The organism is Mycobacterium sp. E2699 (assembly GCF_001666745.1).
Lineage (GTDB): Bacteria > Actinomycetota > Actinomycetes > Mycobacteriales > Mycobacteriaceae > Mycobacterium.
This window is the reverse complement of record NZ_LZJH01000126.1, coordinates 38906-55880: the sequence shown is the minus strand read 5'-3', so window position 1 is coordinate 55880 and position 16975 is coordinate 38906. Positions and strand designations below refer to the sequence as shown.

Sequence of the window (16975 nt, the reverse complement as noted above, 5' to 3'; positions counted from 1 at the left end):
GGGCTTAAGGTTTGCGGTATGGGCGTGGCATCGGAGCACCGCGGCGTCCGACCTGATGCGGCGGCGGACCCGCACGTCGTGGAGCTCAGCAAGCTGATGACGTCCCGCGCCCCGAAACTGGGACGAGCGATGGCCGACCTGCTCTGCCGTGAAATCGACGCCTACCGCGACGGCACGGTCGTCACCAAGGAACAGGTCGCCGAAAGCTGTGCGGCGAACGTGGCGTTCATCTTCGACTCGCTCACCCGCGGCGCCGATGTCGACGTCTCGCCCGCCGAGCGCACCGGCACCGAGCGTGCGATCGCCGGGGTGCCGCTGCCGGCGGTGATGACCGCCTACCGCATCGGGTTTCGGTTCGTGTGGGAGGAGACCCTCGCCGTCGCCCGCGCCGCGAGCATACCCACCGACGCCATACTGGACGCCACCGCGCGGATCTTCTTTGCCCAGGAGACGTTCACCCAGGCGATGGCCAGCGCCTACCGCCAGCAGCTGACCACGCAGATCATCGAGCGCGAGGAAGAGCGATCGGCGTTGGTCGAGGCGCTGCTGGCTCACCGGATCACCGACCGGCAAAGCCTTTGGGAGGCAGCCGATTTACTTCGGCTGCCCACCTCCGGACCCTACGTCGTGGTGGCCGCCGAGCTGCCCGCGATCGGGCGGCTGGGGTTGCCGGCGATCGAAAACAAGCTGTCGGCAAGGGACATTCGGTCCGCGTGGCGGCTGTTGCCCGACCTGCAGGTGGGCATCGTCCACCTGCGCGGGCCGCGGACGGCCGCCGGCATGGACATCCTCGTCGAGGTGCTGGGTGAGGCCGCGACGGCGCGGGTCGGCATCAGCCCGACGTTTCGCGATCTGGCCGAGACCAGCGAGGCATTGCGACTGGCCAGGCTCGCGGTCACCGGCAAGCCCTCCGGCGAGTCGCTGGTTTCGTTGTTCGACGACACCCCCCTGGCCGTCGCGGCGGTCAGCGCGCCCGAGGTGATGGCGAAGATCAAGAACCTGGTGCTGTCGCGCCTCGACGAGCTGCCCGCCGAGGAACGTGCCATCCTGCTCGACACGTTCCTGGCCTGGGTAGAGGCGGGCGGCTCGGCCAACGACACCGCGGCGAAGATCTTCTGCCACCCCAACACGGTGCGGCACCGGCTGCGCCGCATCGAGGAGCTGACCGGCCGATCACTCTCGCGGCCAAGGGATCTCGCCGAGCTGTGCCTGGCGCTCGAGGTGGAGCGGCGCCTGCCCTAACGGGCCCCGACCGATTGCGCCACCTGCTTCGCCTGGTGGCGAACCTGGAACCCGCTGACGATGTCCACGATGCCTATCGCGATCAGCCAGCAACCGGCGACCAGGGTCAGGACCGCGATCGAATCCATCGGGTAGATGATCAGCACCACGCCGCCGGCGACGATGATGATGCCGGAGAGTATCTGCCAGCCGCGACCGGGCAGGTGATCGAAGGACAGCGCCGCGGCGAGCAGCGTCATCCCGCGGAACACCCAGCTGATGCCGATCCACAGGGCCAGCAGCCAGACCGCCTCGAATTTGTCGCGGAAACAGAAGACGCCGAGCACCACCGACACGGCGCCGGTGAGGAAGGCCAACACCCGCATCGCGGCCCCGATGTGGGTTCCGAAAGCGGCGAACATGTAGCCGATCCCGGACACCACCAGGTAGATACCGAACAGCACGCCGGCCACGAACAGGGTCTTGCCCGGCCAGGCCAACACAATGACACCGAGTGCGATGGCCACGATGCCGATAAACAGAGTCAATTGCCACGCGCTACGTGCCAACTGCTGCAGCGGACGCTCGAAAACAGTGTTCTCGGTAGTTGTCATGTAAATATGATTTGCCTTCTCGGTGGCAAACGTATAGGGCCTTTTGGACACAATTCGGCAACGCGCAATGTCATGGCCAACAATGCGCCCCGCTCAGCGATAACGGATCAGCGCCGCATCCATTTGTCGCCCGAAGACAACAACGCGTCGCAACTTCGTCGTCCCGCGACATCGCCGCACCGGAGCGGCGCCGCTACGTTCTGCGACGAACCGCCGAATCGATCCTGGCTAGACCAATTCGCAACCGCCACAACCAATTCGATTCCACTCAGCGAGGAAGCGCAGGTTGATGATGTTTGAATCGATGCTCGTGATCATGATCTACGTCATGGGCGTCTTCACGCCCGTCCTGATTCCGGCGACCATCCATGCGGTCCATTTTCTGCGCGATTGGCGCTCGGCGCGGCCACTGCGCGCGGTGTCGAGGGTGCGCCTCCCGCGGCTCCTGGTCTCCCGTCGCGTCGCCATTCCCGCCGCGGGGTGATGCCGCCGGCCGGCTCATTTGGGCTGCAGCACCGCGCTCCCGTACCAGTGGCATGCTTGCAACGCCAGTTCCACATCGAGCCGGTCAGCGCCGATCTCCCGTCCGCGCCGGGCGACGGCCCGGCCCACTCGGTATTTCACCGAGTTGAAGTGCATGTTGAGCTCCTCGGCGGCCAATTTGTAACTGGAACCGCAGCCCAGAAATATCCGCAAAGTCTCCCGTAGCCGCGCGTCGTTGTCGCTTTCGCTCGCGAGGTCGCCGAGCACGCTCGCCACCCATTCCCGGGTGCCCGCCACGTCGCCGCCCAGGCGGGCCACGACGGAGAGGCCCGGATCGGCCGCGGCGATCACCGCCGGACCCGACGAGGCCGTCCGCTGGGCGACCATCGCGACGCCGCGGGCCTCGACCGCCGCACGGTGGGAGCGGCGAAAGCCCTCGACGCCGGCCCCCGTCGTTCCAATCGCGACATTCGGCGAATCCGACCGGCCCAGGGCGAAGCGCCGGACCTTCTCGACGATGTCGGCGGCCGCGGCGCGGAAGGGCAGCCACGCCCACGCGCAGCTTTGGTCGGCGGGGACGAAAAGCGGCCCCGCATCGGCGGCGACCGCGTCGGCCAGATCGCGCATGAACCGTTGCAGCCGCGTGAGTTCGTCGCCCGCGTCGCCCTGATCCGGGTACCACATGATCAGGCCCACGTGGTGCCACCGCAGCGGATAACGGATCACCGTGGTGGCCGCGTCGATGTCGACAACCCTGTTGGACGACAACACTTCACGCACCCGCATACCGCGAAGGCTGTTCTGGTTGTCCAGCCATCGTTCGCGCTCTTCTTCGTACACCGCCACGACCTGTTGCGACATCCAGTCGATGTAGGCGAACATCGCGGCGCTCATCGCCTCGATCACCGCCACCCGCGCCGAATCGGGGATGTCGACCGCGTGCAGCTCGGCGAATACCAGCTCGTTCATCCGGCGCTGACCGAGCCGGTAGGCACGCACCAACGCGTTGACCGGCACCCCGTGTTGCGCCAGCCGGCGGGCATACTCGAGCGCCGCGGTCGGCGCCTCAACGCGCTCGACCGCGATGTCGTAGCGCAGCGCGTGCAGCATCGTGTCGACGTTTCCCTCGACGCTGGCACCGAGCAACTCCGTGATCCGCGGCTCGCGGGGCAGATCCGGGATCTGTTCCTCGAGCGCGCGATGAATCTCCGACGTCACGTCGGCCAATCTGCGGTGCAGTCGGCCGGCGACCTCGGCGACGTAACCCCGCACCCCCACGTCGGCGTCCGGGGCGTCGACGTGCGATTTCTTCACCTCAATGACGTTAGACGCCGACGTTGTCTTCTGGCGATAACTGCGGTGAGCGGTTTTGTCGCTTCGCGACTGTGTCGCGCCGCACTCCGCGCCTAGCTTTGTCGCCACGGTTACTCCCGAAGCCGAAGGAGCGAAGGAAATGGGATTCAAACAGCCAGATCTCGCCGCGGTCGACCCGGACACCTTCCTGCAGAAGCCACTGATGGAGCGGATGCGGATCCTCGCCCTCGATTGGGGCGAAAAGGGCTTCGGCTCGCCCAAGATGGTGCACACCATCTACATCCTCAAGCTGGTCGTTTTCTTCGCGATCGGCGGCATCACGGTCGCGACGGCGACCTCGGGGCTGCCGGCCTTCTGGCATGTCACGCAGTGGTGGAACCAACCGATCGTCTACCAGAAGGTGATCCTGTGGACGGTGCTACTCGAGGCCATCGGCGTGGCCGGCTCCTGGGGTCCGTTGGCCGGCAAGGTCAAGCCGATGACCGGCGGCATTCTGTTCTGGGCCCGGCCCGGCACCATCCGGCTGCGGCCGTGGAAGTGGGTGCCGTTCACGCGAGGTGACCGGCGGACCTGGTTCGACATCGCGGTGTACCTGGCGCTGTTGGTCACCCTGGCCGTCGCGCTGCTATCACCCGGTGTGCACAGCGAATCGTTGTCAAAAGCTCTGCCGCACAACACCTCCGGCCTCGTGAACCCGGCCCTGTTGGTCGCGCCGATCGCGCTGCTGGTGCTGATCGGGCTGCGCGACAAGACCGTTTTCCTGGCCGCCCGAGGGGAACAGTATCTGCCGGTTCTGGTCGTGTTCGCCGCGTTGCCTTTCGTCAACATGATCATCGCGCTGAAGCTGGTGATCGTGGTGGTGTGGATCGGGGCCGGCTTCTCGAAATTCGGTAAGCACTTCGCCAACGTCATCCCGCCGATGGTCAGCAACACGATCTACCTGCCCACCCGGGTGCGCCGGGCACACTACCGCGACTTCGGGCGCGACATGCGGCCGTCGCGGGTGGCGAAGTTCATGGCGCACGTCAACGGCACCACGGTCGAGATCGTCGCCCCGCTCGTCCTGTTGTTCTCCACCAACAAGTGGCTGACGCTGGCGGCGGCGCTGCTGATGGTGGGATTCCACCTGTTCATCATTTCGACGTTCCCGCTGGCCGTTCCGCTGGAATGGAACGTCGTGTTCGGCTACACCGCGGTGTTCCTGTTCCTCGGGTTCCCCACCTGGAACGGCTATGCCCCGTGGGACATGACGCCACCGTGGCTCGCCCCGGTGATCGCCGCCATCCTGGTGTTCTACCCGGTGCTGGGCAACCTGCGGCCGGACAAGGTGTCCTTCCTGCCGTCGATGCGCCAGTACGCGGGCAACTGGGCCTCGGCGATGTGGGCCTTCACGCCGGGCGCCGAGCAGAAACTGAACCGGGTGACCCGCACCGCTGCCAACCAGATCGACCAGTTCATCGCCGCCGGCTACGAGCCGAAGTGGGCAGAGGTCACCATGCAGAAGACGATCGCCTGGCGCAGCATGCACAGCCAGGGGCGCGGCTTGTTCTCGCTGCTGTTGACCCACCTGCCCGACGTCGACGCCCGCATCGTGCGCGAGGGTGAGTTCGTGTGCAATTCCCTCATCGGCTTCAATTTCGGCGATGGGCACCTGCACAATGAAGACTTGATCCGTGCCGCGCAGAGCGAAGCCGCGTTCGAGCCGGGCGAGTGCGTCATCGCCTGGGTCGAGTCCGAGGCGTTCGGCAGCGGCGTGCAGCACTACAAGCTGATCGACGCGGCGCTCGGGGTCGTTGAGCGGGGGACATGGAAGGTGGCCGACGCCGTCGCCGAGCAACCGTGGCTGCCCAACGGCCCTATCCCGCTTCAGGTCGGTTGGTCGCTGCTGGGCACGGCGGCGGTCAAGGCGGGCTCACTGACATGACAACCGCGCTGGTGGTGGGCGGCGGCCCCAACGGGCTCGCCGCCGCCATCTGCCTGGCGGCCGAGGGCGTGCAGGTCACCGTGCTCGAGGCCGCCGACGAGGTGGGCGGCGGTGCGCGCAGCAGCGAGGCGATCGTCCCGGGTCTGCTGCACGACCACTGCTCGGCGATCCACCCGATGGCCGTCGGCTCACCGTTCCTGAGCCGTTTCGGGCTGGAGCGCTACGGCCTCACCTGGCGGTGGCCCGCGATCGATTGCGTGCACCCCCTCGACGGTGGCGGTGCCGGCGTCCTGCACCGCTCGGTGGCGCGGACCGCGGCCGGTCTCGGCCGCGACGGATCGCGATGGAGGCTGGCGTTCGGCTACTCGGCTTCCCGCTTCGACGCGCTGAGCGAGGACATCATGCGGCCCCTGCTGCGGATCCCGCGTCATCCGCTGATGCTGGCCCGGTTCGGCGCCCCGACCGTGCTTCCCGGGTCGACGTTCGCCCGGTTCTTCCGCACCGAAGAGGGGCGGGCGTTGTTCGGCGGCGTTGCGGCCCATACTTTTCGGCCGCTGCACTACCCGATGACCTCGGCCATCGGGATGGGCATCATCGCCGCCGGCCACCGGCACGGCTGGGCGGTCGCCGAGGGTGGGTCGCAGGCGATCACCAACGCGATGGTGGCGCTGCTGACCGACCTGGGCGGCAAGATCGCGACGGGCGTCCGGGTTCAGGCGGCGTCGCAGCTGCCGCCGGCTGACGTCACGATGTTCGACCTGGCGCCGGAGGCCATCGCGGCGATCGTGGGTGATCGTCTTCCACGCCGGATCTCGCGCTCCTTCAGGCGGTTTCGCCGTGGCCCCGGCGCGTTCAAGGTCGACTTCGCCGTCGAGGGCGGCGTGCCGTGGACCAACGCCGACGCGCATCGGGCGGGCACGGTGCACCTGGCCGGGACCTACTCCGAGCTGGCCGCGACCGAGCGGGAGATCCATGCCGGACGGATGCCGGAGCGCCCGTTCGTGTTGGTGGGTCAGCAGTACCTGGCCGATCCGCAGCGCTCGGTGGGCGATACGCATCCCGTGTGGAGCTACGCGCACGTGCCCAACGGCTATGCCGGCGACGCCACCGAGGCGATCGTCGCGCAGATCGAGCGGTTCGCCCCGGGTTTCCGCGACCGCGTCGTCGGCCTCGCGGTGCGCCCGACGACGCAGATGGACGCCTACAACCCCAACTTCGTCGGCGGCGACATCATGACCGGAGCCAAGGACATCCGCCAGTTGACGTTCGGGCCGCGGATAACCCTGTCGCCCTACACCATTGGGGTGCCGGGCATGTACATCTGCTCGGCCGCCACCCCGCCCGGGCCCGGCGCCCACGGCATGTGCGGCGCGAACGCGGCCGCACATGCCCTCGGCTACCTCCGCACCGTCGCCTGATCGCCGCCGCCATCGCCGGTCGACAAACGCGGCGGCATTCTTCGTCGACTCGCGACGATGGAATGGACCGGCCGACACCGACGCAGGGAAACTGGAACAACTTCTGGCGTGTCCCGGACCGCACGGCCGCCGGTATGTGGCGTTTGGTCCTGAGCAACTGAGTGCCAGGTCAATACGTGTAGAAGCCCTGGCCGGTCTTGACGCCGAGCTTGCCGGCGTCGACATAGCTCTGCAGCAGCTCCCGCACGTGTTCCGGTAGGTGCGGGAACTCCTCGGCGTAGTGGTTTTCGATGTCCAGAACGACGTCGAGGCCGACGAGATCCATCATCTGGAACGGCCCGGCCGGCACCCCCCAGTTGACCTTGAACATCCCGTCGACGTCCTCCGGGCGGGCCACGCCCTCCGCAACCACGGCCAGACACTCACGCTTGATCGCCGCCCAGACCCGATTGAAGATGAAGCCGGTGCACTCCTTGCGCGCCTCGAAGGGAAAGACGCCGAACTCGGGCAGCACCGTCAGCAGCGTGTCGAGCAGCCCACGGTCGGTCTCACCGTCCGACATCAGGTCGACGGCGTTGGCCTCCGGCGGCATGTAGAAGTGGGTGTTGCAGAGGCGCGACTTGTCCCGCACGCTGCCGGCCATCAGGCGCGACGGGTACGACGACGAATTGGTGCCGAAGATGGTGTCGGGCGGGGCCGCTTGGTCGATCTGGTCCCATGTCGCCCTTTTGATCTCGAGCTTCTCGGGGACGGATTCGACGACGAGCCAGGCGTCATCCAATGCCTCTTCGAGCGACCCCGCGCCGATCGCACCGCCCACGTCACCAAAACCCCGCTGCGCCAACACCTTCGGCAGCGTCTCGGTCACGTATTGGATCGCGGCGGCGCGCTGTTCGGCGCGGGGCGCGAAGATCCGGACCGTTCCGCCCCGGCTGGCGAACATCAGCGCTATGCGGCGGCCCAGCGTTCCCGCGCCGATCACCGCCACCGGGCGGTTCTGGATGTCCTCGAACGTGTAGGTGTAGGTGCCGGCCACACACGCATCCTAGGTCGCGTTGGCATGCATGGATCCGTCGCCGAGCGACAAAGATGCGCCGAAAGTTGCACCGGGGAGACAAAATCCAATTCACTTGGGCCACTTTGGTTTCAGTGGTCTCACGTCAGCCGTTTTTGTCGGTGGGCTCGAATAGTTTCGGGGCTATGGCTGGTGGTGTTGATCGCGAGGCGCTGACGGCGGCGCTGGATGCGATGGATGCCGCCTTCGACACGGTCGCCGGGTTCGACTGCACGGCGTTGACCACCCGCGAGCAGCTGGGGTTGCTGGAGCGCTTCGAAAAGATGCGCCGGCGCATCCCGGCCCTGGAGCACCCGCTGATCAACGCCGTGGGCCGCCAGGCCAGCCCCGCGGAGTTGGGCGGCACACTGTCGCACGCGCTGGCCGAGGCCACCCTGGTCAGCCGCGCCGAAGCCGCGCGGCGGGTCAAACAGGCCGCCGACCTGGGCCCACGCCACGGCCTGACCGGCGAACCCTTGCCGCCGGTGCTGCCGGCCACCGCCGCCGCCCAACGCCACGGCACGCTCGGTCCCGAGCAGGTGGCGGTGATCCGCAAATTCTTTCACCGCCTGCCCGGCTGGATCGACACCGCCACCCGCGGCCACGTCGAAGCCCGCCTGGCCAAAGAGGGCACCCGGTACCGGCCCGAACAACTGGCCGCCCTGGCCGAAACCCTGGCCGACTGCCTCAACCCCGACGGCACCTACACCGACAACGACCGCGCGCGGCGCCGCGGGCTGACGTTGGGCAACCAGCACGCCGACGGCATGTCCGAACTCCACGGCTGGCTGACCCCCGAACTGCGCGCCACGCTGGAAGCCGTACTGGCCAAGCTGGCCGCGCCCGGCATGTGCAACCCCCTCGACGACACCCCGTGCGTGGACGGCACACCGAGCCAACAGGCCATCGAAAACGACACCCGCAGCTGCGCCCAACGCCAACACGACGCGCTGCTCACCGCGCTGCGCGCCCTGCTGATGTCCGGCAACCTGGGCCAGCACAACGGCCTGCCCGTCTCGATCATCGCCACCACCACCCTGGCTGAACTCGAAGCCGCCGCCGGGAGCGCCCTGACCGGCGGAGGCACCCTGCTGCCCATGAGCGACGTCATCCGCCTGTCCCGCCACGCGCGGCACTACCTGGCCATCTTCGACCACGGCAAACCCTTGGCGCTGTATCACACCAAACGCCTGGCCTCCCCGGCCCAACGACTCGTCCTCTATGCCAAAGACCGCGGCTGCAGCGCCCCCGGCTGCACCGTGCCCGGCTACTACTGCGAAGTCCACCACGTCATCGGCTACGCCGTCTGCCGCGCCACCGACATCAACAACCTCACCCTGGGCTGCGGCACCCAACACCGCATCATCCAGCCCGACGGCTGGACCACCCGCAAAAACACACACGGCGACACCGAATGGATCCCCCCGCCCCACCTCGACCGCGGCCAACCAAGAACCAACACCTACTGGCACCCCGAAAAACTCCTCCACAACGACGGGGACGAGGAAGACGAAGACCACAGCCCCGACGCGGCATAGCGATCAGCGCTACAGCAGCTTCATCTGCTCCGACTGCTCGCCGACCGGCTCGAGCAGCTCCGGGCCGTTATTGCGCACGTTGTTGACCAGTGTCGACACCTCGCGCATCCGGATGCCGTGCACGTCGGGTGTCCGGGCGAGCAGCTCCTCGTCGACCGGGGCGTCGGGGTTCAGCCAGCGGTCCCAATCCCGTTCCGCAACCACCAGCGGCATCCGGTCGTGGATTTCGGCGAGCTCACCCGGCGCGTCGGTGGTGATGATCGTGCAACTCAGCAGCGGCTGAGCGTCTTTCTGGTCTTTGGGCTTCCACACCGACCAGAGCCCGGCCATGAACAGCGGCTCGCCATCCTCGCGGTACATGAAGAACGGCGTCTTCCGGGATTTCTTGCCGTCGACGTCGGGATTGACGCGCCATTCGTAGTAGCCGTCCATCGGTATCAGGCACCGCTTCGACTTGGCGCTCGAGCGGAAGGCGGGCGAGCTGGTGACCTTGTCGGCGCGGGCGTTGATCAGCAGCGGGCCCTTACCCTCGGGTGCGCCGTCAGCGTCGGCCTTGGCCCAGGGCGGGATCAGGCCCCAGCGCATGAGCCGGACGCGGCGGGTGGGGTCGTCGTCGGGCTCGGTATGCCGGGTGACCACGGTCGCGATCGTCGTTGTCGGTGCGACGTTGAAGTTCGGCTCACCGGCGTTGGGCGCGGTTCCGGTCGCCTCGTCGATCGCCTTGATCTTCTCCGCCAGCTTCGCCGGATCCGTGGTCACCGCAAACCGCCCACACATAGCTCCATGGTGGCAGAGCCTTCTGTGGGTGCCAGAGCCACAACTCCCATTGGTTGCAGAACGCGGTAACAAGCGATGATGTACCGGTGACCGCATGGACCGCCCCACAGGCCACCGCACCGGTGCACGCGACCGTGACCGTCGCGGGCTCGAAGTCGCAAACCAACCGCGCCCTGGTGCTGGCGGCGCTCGCGGCCGCGCAGGGCGGTGGCACCTCCACCATCACCGGGGCGCTGCGCAGCCGGGACACCGACCTCATGATCGGGGCCCTGCGCACCCTGGGCCTGCGCGTCGACGGGGCCGGACCCGACCTGACCGTCAGCGGCGAAATCTCACCCGACCCCGGCGCCCGCGTGGACTGCGGCCTGGCCGGCACGGTCCTGCGTTTCGTGCCGCCGTTGGCGGCGCTCGCCGACACGGTCGTGGAGTTCGACGGCGACGAGCAAGCGCGGGCCCGGCCCATCGCGCCGCTGCTGGACGCGCTGCGCGGCCTCGGCGTGAAGATCGACGGCACCGGTCTCCCGTTCCGCGTCCAGGGCAGCGGAGCGGTCGCCGGCGGGACCGTGGCGATCGATGCCTCGGCGTCGTCGCAGTTCGTGTCGGGCCTGCTGTTGTGCGCGGCATCCTTTGCCGAGGGCCTGACCGTCGAGCACACCGGATCGCAACTGCCGTCGGCGCCGCACATCGCGATGACGACCGTGATGCTGCGGCAGGCCGGCGTCGACGTCGACGACTCCGTCCCCAACCGCTGGCGGGTGCGCGCCGGCGCGGTCGCGGCCCGGCACTGGGAGGTCGAGCCCGACCTGACCAACGCCGTCCCGTTCCTCGCAGCGGCCGTGGTCACCGGGGGAACGGTGCGCATCACCGGCTGGCCCGCGACCAGCGTGCAGCCCGCCGACAACATCCTGCACGTGCTGAGCAAGATGAATGCCGTTGTGACACGGACTGATTCGTACCTGGAGGTGCGGGGGGCGCCCGACTACCCCGGCTTTGACGTCGACCTGCGTGACGTCGGAGAGCTGACACCGTCGGTGGCGGCGCTCGCCGCGCTGGCGACCCCCGGGTCAGTGTCACACCTGTCCGGCATCGCCCACCTGCGGGGCCACGAGACCGATCGGCTCGCCGCGCTGAGCGCCGAGATCAACCGCCTTGGCGGCAATTGCGCCGAAACGCCCGACGGCCTGGTGATCACCGCGACGCCGCTGCGGCCGGGCACCTGGCGCGTGTACGCCGACCATCGGATGGCGATGGCCGGCGCCATCGTCGGGCTGCGGGTCGCCGGGGTCGAGGTGGACGACATCGGCGCCACCAGCAAGACGTTGCCGGAGTTTCCGCAGCTGTGGGCGCGCATGTTGGCCGATGGGGGGCCCGGCATGTGAGGCCCGGCGACTACGACGAGTCCGACGTCAAGGTCCGTTCCGGCAAGGGCACGCGACCGCGCACCAAGACGCGTCCCGAGCACGCCGACGCCGAAGCGGCGATGGTCGTCAGCGTCGATCGCGGGCGCTGGGGGTGCGTGCTGGGCGGCGACCCCGCCCGCCGGGTCACCGCCATGCGGGCGCGCGAGCTGGGCCGCACCCCGATCGTCGTCGGCGACGACGTCGACCTCGTCGGCGACCTGTCCGGGCGGACGGACACCCTGGCCCGCATCGTGCGCCGCGGCGAGCGCCGAACGGTGTTGCGCCGCACCGCCGATGACACCGACCCCAGCGAGCGCGTGGTGGTGGCCAACGCCGACCAGCTGCTGATCGTGGTCGCACTCGCCGACCCGCCGCCGCGCACCGGGCTGGTCGACCGGGCGCTGATCGCCGCCTACGCCGGCGGCCTCGCCCCGATCCTGTGCCTGACCAAGACCGACCTCGCCCCGCCGGAGCCGTTCGCCAAGCAGTTCCTGGACCTGGACCTGACGGTGGTCGCCGCGGGCGTCGACGATCCCCTGCTGGCGGTGGCCGACCTGCTCGAAGGCCAGATCACCGTGCTACTGGGCCATTCCGGGGTAGGAAAGTCGACGCTGGTGAATCGCCTTGTGCCCGAGGCGGATCGGGCCGTCGGCGAGGTGACGGAGATCGGCAGGGGGCGGCACACGTCGACCCAGTCGGTGGCGCTCCCGCTGGAGGGCTCCGGGTGGGTGATCGACACGCCGGGGATCCGCTCCTTCGGGCTGGCCCACATCGAGCCCGACGACGTGCTGATGGCCTTCTCGGATCTGGCCGAGGCGATTCGCGACTGCCCGCGCGGGTGCGGGCACATGGGGCCGCCGGCCGACCCCGAATGCGCGCTGGACGCGCTGTCGGGGGCCGCGGTCCGCCGCGTCGCCGCCGCGCGCCGGCTGCTCGCGGTGCTCAACCAGACCTGACAAACGGGGCGAGCGTGCGCGTTTGTACGGCGACACGCCGTAAAAGGCGTACAATTGCGCACCCTCGGCGCCGACCGGTGGCGCTCAACCAGACTTGGCCAGCCGCATGCCCAGCTCGCCGGGCGGCACCAGATGCCCCTCGGCGCAACGGATTTCAACGCCCGCCTCGGCTCCGCAGCCAAGGTGGGTGAGCCGCAGGCGGTTGCGGCCCGGCAGATGGCGTCGACCCCACTCGAACATCGCCCACACCACCGGCATGAAGTCGACGCCGGCCTGGGTGAGCACGTACTCCTCGCGGCCGCGCTGCCCGGGCTCGCGGTAGGGCCGCCGCTGAAGCAGCCCGAGGTCGACCAGTTCGGCCAGCCGCGCCGACGTGGCCGCCTTGGTGATACCCACCCGGCGGGCGAAGTCATCGAACCGGGTGGTGCCGTAATAGGCCTCGCGCATGATCAGCATCGCGGACTTGGTGCCGACCACCGCCATGGTCTTCTCGATCGCGCACTCCCCGACCGCCGACCATTTCTCGCGGTCCGCCAGCACGCCCTGCAGAAATGTCACGTAGATCACCTCCTGGTCTGGGTTGATTTTAGTGTACCTAGATGTTTACCTGGGTACAGCTAGACATACCTAGCGTTGGACTCGAGGAGGAGCCATGGTTCAAGGCCGCGACGCCGTCATCGTCGGTGCCCTCCGCACCCCTGTCGGCAAGGGCAAGGCCGGCGGCGCGCTGCACGACGTGCTGCCCGCCGACCTGCTGGCGCACAGCCTGCGCGAACTGGTGGCCCGCACCGGCGTCGACGCGGCGCAGGTCGACGACGTCATCGCCGGAGCCGTCACCCAGGTCGGCGACCAGGCCGTCAACATCGCCCGCAACGCGCTGCTGGGCGCCGGATTCCCCGAGTCGGTCCCCGGCACCACCGTCGACCGGCAGTGCGGCAGCAGCCAGCAGGCCATCAGCTTCGCCGCCCAGGGCGTCATCGCCGGTGCGTACGACCTGGTGGTCGCCGGCGGCGTGGAGTCGATGAGCCGCGTGGTGATGGGCAGCTCGGTGTTGCCGGGCAGCAACCCCTTCGGCAACGACATGGCGGCGCGGTATCCCGAAGGACTGGTGCCCCAGGGCATCAGCGCCGAACTGATCGCGGCGAAGTGGGGCTTCTCGCGCACCGAGCTCGACGAGTTTTCCGCGGCCAGCCATGAAAGGGCGGCCCGCGCAACCAAGGACGGGCTCTTCGACAACGAGCTGATCCCGATCGCCGGGCTGGAAACCGACGAGATCATCCGCCCCGCCACCACCGTGGAAACGTTGGCCGCACTGCAGCCGGCGTTCTACAGCGACGCCATGAAAGAGCGCTTCCCGCAAATCAATTGGGAGATCACGCCGGGAAACTCCTCGCCGCTCTCCGACGGTAGTGCCGCGGTCATGATCACCACCAGTGATAACGCCAAGAGGCTGGGATTGCGCCCGCTGGCCCGGATTCACACCGCGACCGTGGTGGGATCGGACCCACTGTACATGCTGACCGGAGTGATCCCGGCGACCGAAAAGGTGTTGCGCCGTGCCGGCCTGGCGCTGGCCGACATCGACCTGTTCGAGGTGAACGAGGCGTTCGCGCCCGTCGTGCTCGCCTGGGCGCACGACACCGGGGCCGATCTGGCCAAGACCAACGTCAACGGCGGCGCCATCGCGATCGGACACCCGTTGGGCGCCAGCGGCGCTCGCATCATGACCACGCTGGTCAACGCTTTGGAGCAGCGCGGCGGCCGCTACGGCCTGCAGACCATGTGCGAGGGCGGCGGCATGGCCAACGCCACCATCATCGAGCGTTTGGCCTAGGAAACCCGGCCTCAGCGGCGGGTTTCGATCTTCAGCTCGCCGGCGGTCACCGTGCGGAGGTGGTCGCTGGCGAGTATGTCGTGCGGAAAACCCGGTGCGATCGCGCTGGCCTCGTCGAGGCGCGCCAGTTGGGCGGCGTCGAAATCCACTTCCAGGGCGCCGAGGTTGTCCTCGAGCTGCGCGGCGGTGCGGGCACCGATGATCGGCGCCGTCACGCCCGGGTTCTGCAGGGTCCAGGCCAGCGCGACCTGGGCTGGGGGGCGACCCAGCTCGGTCGCGACCTCCTTGACGACGTCAGCGACGGCAAGGTTGCGCTCCGTCAGCGTGCCCAGCGCGAGGTTGAAGCTCTTCCGGGTGCCGTCGCCGGAAGCGACGCCGGCCGCGGCCAGGTCGTCGAGGCTGTACTTGCCGCTGAGCACCCCACCGGCCAGCGGCGAATACGGAACGACACCCAACCCCATCTCGCGTGCCATGGGAATCAAGTCTCGCTCGCCGGTCCGCTCGATCAGGTTGTATTCGATCTGCAGCGCGACCAGCGGGGACCAGCCGCGCAGATCGGCGATCGTCTGCATGCGGGAAACCTGCCAGGCCGGAGCGTTGGAGATCGCCACGTACAAGACCTTGCCCTGCCGGACCAGATCGTCCATGCCGCGCAGGATCTCCTCGGCCGGTGTTGTGAAGTCCCACACATGCAGATAAAGCAGATCGATGTAGTCCGTATTCAGCTGTCGCAGGCTGGCTTCCGCCGAAGCGAACAGGCTCTTACGATGAGCGCCGCCGGAATTCGGATCGCGGGGCCGTCGTAGCGTACTGTACTTCGTTGCCAGCACCAGGCTTTCGCGGTTATGTGCGACAAATTCGCCCAGCAGACGCTCGGAGCTGCCATCCGTGTAGGTGTTGGCGGTGTCGATGAAGTTGCCACCGCGCTCGACATAGACTTCGAAAAGCTTCCGCGCCTCGTCCTGCTCGGCGCCCCAGCCCCACTCGGTGCCAAAGGTCGCGGCCCCCAACGCCAGCGGTGACACCCGGAGTCCGGAGCGGCCCAGCAGCCGATAGGTGTCCAGGGTGAGCGACATCGTGTCCTCCCATGCTCGTGATCGCTTTCGACAACGACGCTGTCACCGCAACCGGCAGGGGGTAAGGGAAAGAAGTTCCTGGGAACAGGAGTCCCACCCCGGCCGTTGGACCGCACGTGACTACCCGCACCGTGGACACGACACAGGAGATGGCCGCGTTCCTTAGGGCCCGACGGGAACGGCTGGACCCGCGTGATTTCGGCCTGCCGTTGCGGCGGCGGTCCCGGCGGACGCCGGGACTGCGCCGTGAAGAGGTTGCCGAACTGGCCGGGGTGAGCATCGACTACATCGTGCGGCTGGAACAGGGCCGCGGGCTGCGGCCTTCCGCGGACGTGATCGAGGCGCTGGCCCGAGCGTTGCGCCTGGGAGCCGAGGAACGCGCCTACCTCTTCGACCTGGCCCGGCGGCGCCCGCGCAACACCCACAGCCCGGCGACCGCCGCGGCGCCCCCGCTGGCGCAGCTGGTCGACGACCTGTCGCCACTGCCGGCCATGCTGATGAACCATCGCTTCGACATCCTGGCCTGGAACGGCGAGATGGCACGGCTGCTAGTGGATTTCGACACCCTGCCGCCGTCGCAGCGCAATGCGATGTGGCTGTGCCTGATGCATCCTGAGATCCGCGAGTATTACGTCGACCGTGACCGTGTCGTGCGGGAGGGGGTCGCCCACCTGCGCGCCGCCTGGGCCGCCCATCCGGATGATCGGGCCTTGACCGACCTCATAACCGAATTCACCACCCACGAAGACGAATTCGCGCGATTGTGGTCAGAGCGCGAGGTCAAGGTCAATGGCCGCGGGCGCAAGGCGATGCGGCATCCTGACGTCGGCGCGCTCGCGATTCACTTCGAAGTGCTCACGCCCCTGCAGGATACGGACCAGCGGTTGATGATCTGCCGCGCAGCGGACGACGAGAGCCGGGCGGCATTGGACCGGCTCTGCGCGGCGCCGAACGGTCCCGCGCGCTGAGTCGCCGCGTCAATCCGCGTTGTTGCGGCGCAACGTCAGTCGAATTTGCTCGAGTACTGCGGGCAGTAAACCCCCGTCGCCGCACCCATGATCTTGGCGAGGGAGGTGTCGGCTAATTGTGGCATCCCCGACTTCGCGTCGGCGAGCGTTTGCTCGAAGGTCATCCCTTTGGACCAGTCGGTGCACACCGCGTGCCCGATCTGGACCATCGTCGGGTCGGCGCCGCTCGGCCAGGTGATGCCCTTGTCCTTGAGCGTCGACAGGTAAGCGTCATCCGCCGAGTCGGCAGTCGCGAGCGGGGCCGTGACGACGGCGACACCACCCAGGACGGCGGCCAGCGGGCCGGTCAGTCGAGCGGGCTTCTTCATTCGTTGACTCCTCGGTGTGGACTACGGATT

The 16975-nt window shown here is 68.2% G+C and carries 16 protein-coding genes; 9 read left to right on the top strand and 7 right to left on the bottom strand.

The genetic code is table 11. The annotated features are described in order from the left end of the window. Positions 1–18 precede the first annotated feature (18 nt). The gene (locus A5696_RS21755) at positions 19–1242 is read left to right on the top strand and encodes a CdaR family transcriptional regulator (RefSeq protein ID WP_082969096.1); all 1224 of its coding nucleotides are present in this window, start codon (positions 19–21) and stop codon (positions 1240–1242) included. On the opposite strand, the gene A5696_RS21750 is transcribed toward A5696_RS21755, so the two are convergent. Next, the gene (locus A5696_RS21750; RefSeq protein ID WP_067883061.1) at positions 1239–1835 is read right to left on the bottom strand and encodes an HdeD family acid-resistance protein; all 597 of its coding nucleotides are present in this window, start codon (positions 1833–1835) and stop codon (positions 1239–1241) included. The two genes, A5696_RS21755 and A5696_RS21750, sit on opposite strands and share 4 nt — an antisense overlap. A 289-nt stretch (positions 1836–2124) precedes the next feature. Between A5696_RS21750 and A5696_RS21745 the strand changes: the two genes are divergently transcribed. Then, positions 2125–2319: a hypothetical protein gene (locus tag A5696_RS21745; RefSeq protein WP_067883060.1), complete on the top strand. Its 195-nt coding sequence runs from the start codon at positions 2125–2127 to the stop codon at positions 2317–2319. A 14-nt stretch (positions 2320–2333) separates the two neighbouring features. Here A5696_RS21745 and A5696_RS21740 read toward each other — a convergent pair whose 3' ends face one another. After that, a complete protein-coding gene (locus A5696_RS21740; RefSeq protein ID WP_067883059.1) occupies positions 2334–3632 on the bottom strand; it encodes a CdaR family transcriptional regulator in 1299 nt (432 codons plus the stop codon). Positions 3633–3771: 139 nt separating this feature from the next. On the opposite strand from A5696_RS21740, the gene A5696_RS21735 reads away from it, so the two are divergent. Next, complete coding sequence (locus A5696_RS21735; protein ID WP_067883058.1) at positions 3772–5556, top strand: DUF3556 domain-containing protein; 1785 nt, start codon at positions 3772–3774, stop codon at positions 5554–5556. Next, on the top strand, positions 5553–6974 hold the full coding sequence (locus tag A5696_RS21730) for an NAD(P)/FAD-dependent oxidoreductase (protein WP_067883057.1): 1422 nt from the start codon (positions 5553–5555) through the stop codon (positions 6972–6974). The genes A5696_RS21735 and A5696_RS21730 overlap by 4 nt, the downstream gene beginning before the upstream one ends. Positions 6975–7143: 169 nt before the next feature. On the opposite strand, the gene A5696_RS21725 is transcribed toward A5696_RS21730, so the two are convergent. Then, positions 7144–8010: a 3-hydroxyacyl-CoA dehydrogenase family protein gene (locus tag A5696_RS21725; RefSeq protein ID WP_067883056.1), complete on the bottom strand. Its 867-nt coding sequence runs from the start codon at positions 8008–8010 to the stop codon at positions 7144–7146. A gap of 164 nt (positions 8011–8174) precedes the next feature. On the opposite strand from A5696_RS21725, the gene A5696_RS21720 reads away from it, so the two are divergent. Continuing rightward, positions 8175–9566 (top strand): HNH endonuclease signature motif containing protein, encoded by a 1392-nt coding sequence (locus tag A5696_RS21720; RefSeq protein WP_067883055.1) that lies wholly within the window; start codon positions 8175–8177, stop codon positions 9564–9566. 9 nt (positions 9567–9575) lie between these two features. Here A5696_RS21720 and A5696_RS21715 read toward each other — a convergent pair whose 3' ends face one another. After that, positions 9576–10343: an SOS response-associated peptidase gene (locus A5696_RS21715; protein ID WP_067883054.1), complete on the bottom strand. Its 768-nt coding sequence runs from the start codon at positions 10341–10343 to the stop codon at positions 9576–9578. An 86-nt stretch (positions 10344–10429) separates the two neighbouring features. Between A5696_RS21715 and aroA the strand changes: the two genes are divergently transcribed. Together aroA and rsgA are read left to right on the top strand one after the other, a co-directional pair. After that, positions 10430–11722 carry a 3-phosphoshikimate 1-carboxyvinyltransferase gene (gene aroA / locus A5696_RS21710; protein ID WP_197517046.1) on the top strand — a complete coding sequence of 431 codons (1293 nt, stop codon included), beginning with the start codon at positions 10430–10432 and terminating at the stop codon, positions 11720–11722. Next, positions 11719–12699 carry a ribosome small subunit-dependent GTPase A gene (gene rsgA, locus A5696_RS21705; RefSeq protein WP_067883053.1) on the top strand — a complete coding sequence of 327 codons (981 nt, stop codon included), beginning with the start codon at positions 11719–11721 and terminating at the stop codon, positions 12697–12699. Before aroA ends, rsgA begins: the two co-directional genes overlap by 4 nt. An 84-nt stretch (positions 12700–12783) precedes the next feature. Here rsgA and A5696_RS21700 read toward each other — a convergent pair whose 3' ends face one another. After that, complete coding sequence (locus A5696_RS21700) at positions 12784–13257, bottom strand: helix-turn-helix domain-containing protein (protein ID WP_067883147.1); 474 nt, start codon at positions 13255–13257, stop codon at positions 12784–12786. A gap of 94 nt (positions 13258–13351) precedes the next feature. Here A5696_RS21700 and A5696_RS21695 point away from each other — a divergent pair, with 94 nt between their 5' ends. Continuing rightward, positions 13352–14533, top strand: a complete 1182-nt coding sequence (locus tag A5696_RS21695; RefSeq protein WP_067883052.1) for an acetyl-CoA C-acyltransferase — start codon at positions 13352–13354, stop codon at positions 14531–14533. A gap of 11 nt (positions 14534–14544) precedes the next feature. Here the strand turns inward: A5696_RS21695 and A5696_RS21690 are convergent, their stop codons facing one another. Continuing rightward, entirely contained in the window at positions 14545–15609 is a 1065-nt protein-coding gene (locus A5696_RS21690; protein ID WP_067883051.1) for an aldo/keto reductase, read from the bottom strand. A gap of 149 nt (positions 15610–15758) precedes the next feature. Here A5696_RS21690 and A5696_RS21685 point away from each other — a divergent pair, with 149 nt between their 5' ends. Then, positions 15759–16577 (top strand): helix-turn-helix transcriptional regulator, encoded by an 819-nt coding sequence (locus A5696_RS21685; protein WP_231964553.1) that lies wholly within the window; start codon positions 15759–15761, stop codon positions 16575–16577. 35 nt (positions 16578–16612) lie between these two features. On the opposite strand, the gene A5696_RS21680 is transcribed toward A5696_RS21685, so the two are convergent. Beyond that, entirely contained in the window at positions 16613–16945 is a 333-nt protein-coding gene (locus A5696_RS21680; RefSeq protein ID WP_067883049.1) for a DUF732 domain-containing protein, read from the bottom strand. Positions 16946–16975 lie beyond the last annotated feature (30 nt).